Origin of the sequence: Escherichia sp. AM3, from assembly GCF_032029835.1 — a bacterium.
Taxonomy (GTDB): Bacteria; Pseudomonadota; Gammaproteobacteria; order Enterobacterales; family Enterobacteriaceae; genus Escherichia; species Escherichia coli.
In genome coordinates this window covers 1-276 of the sequence record NZ_JAVUPQ010000936.1, presented here as the reverse complement: position 1 = coordinate 276, position 276 = coordinate 1, and the positions used below count along the sequence as shown (strand labels likewise).

Genomic DNA, 276 nt, shown 5'->3' with positions numbered 1-276 from the left:
AGCTAAAGGGCTGCGAAAGCAGCCTTTTTTACGTTTAAGGGGTGACGACAGGAAACCAGAAGCTGAAGCTCTCCATGCAGCGCAGCATTTCGTTTACCTTCGCGGCATTGCCGACGATCGTCACCTCTCCTGCCTGTTGCGCCTTTTTCAACGTGGTCTCTTTGAGGATGATTTTATTCAGCGTTTCGCGGCTGAGCGTGATGGTTGCATCCGGATCTTGTGCCTGAGCGTTGGCGCTATGGTTCAGCACGCCATTCTCCAGCTCCAGCTTGTACC

1 protein-coding gene is annotated in these 276 nt (G+C 53.3%); it reads right to left on the bottom strand.

Going from position 1 to position 276, the window contains the following annotated elements:
- Positions 1 to 34 precede the first annotated feature (34 nt).
- Positions 35 to 276, bottom strand: a 242-nt coding sequence (locus RTW80_RS29135) for an alkyl sulfatase C-terminal domain-containing protein (RefSeq protein WP_312721597.1), incomplete at its 5' end; no start/stop codon positions are given.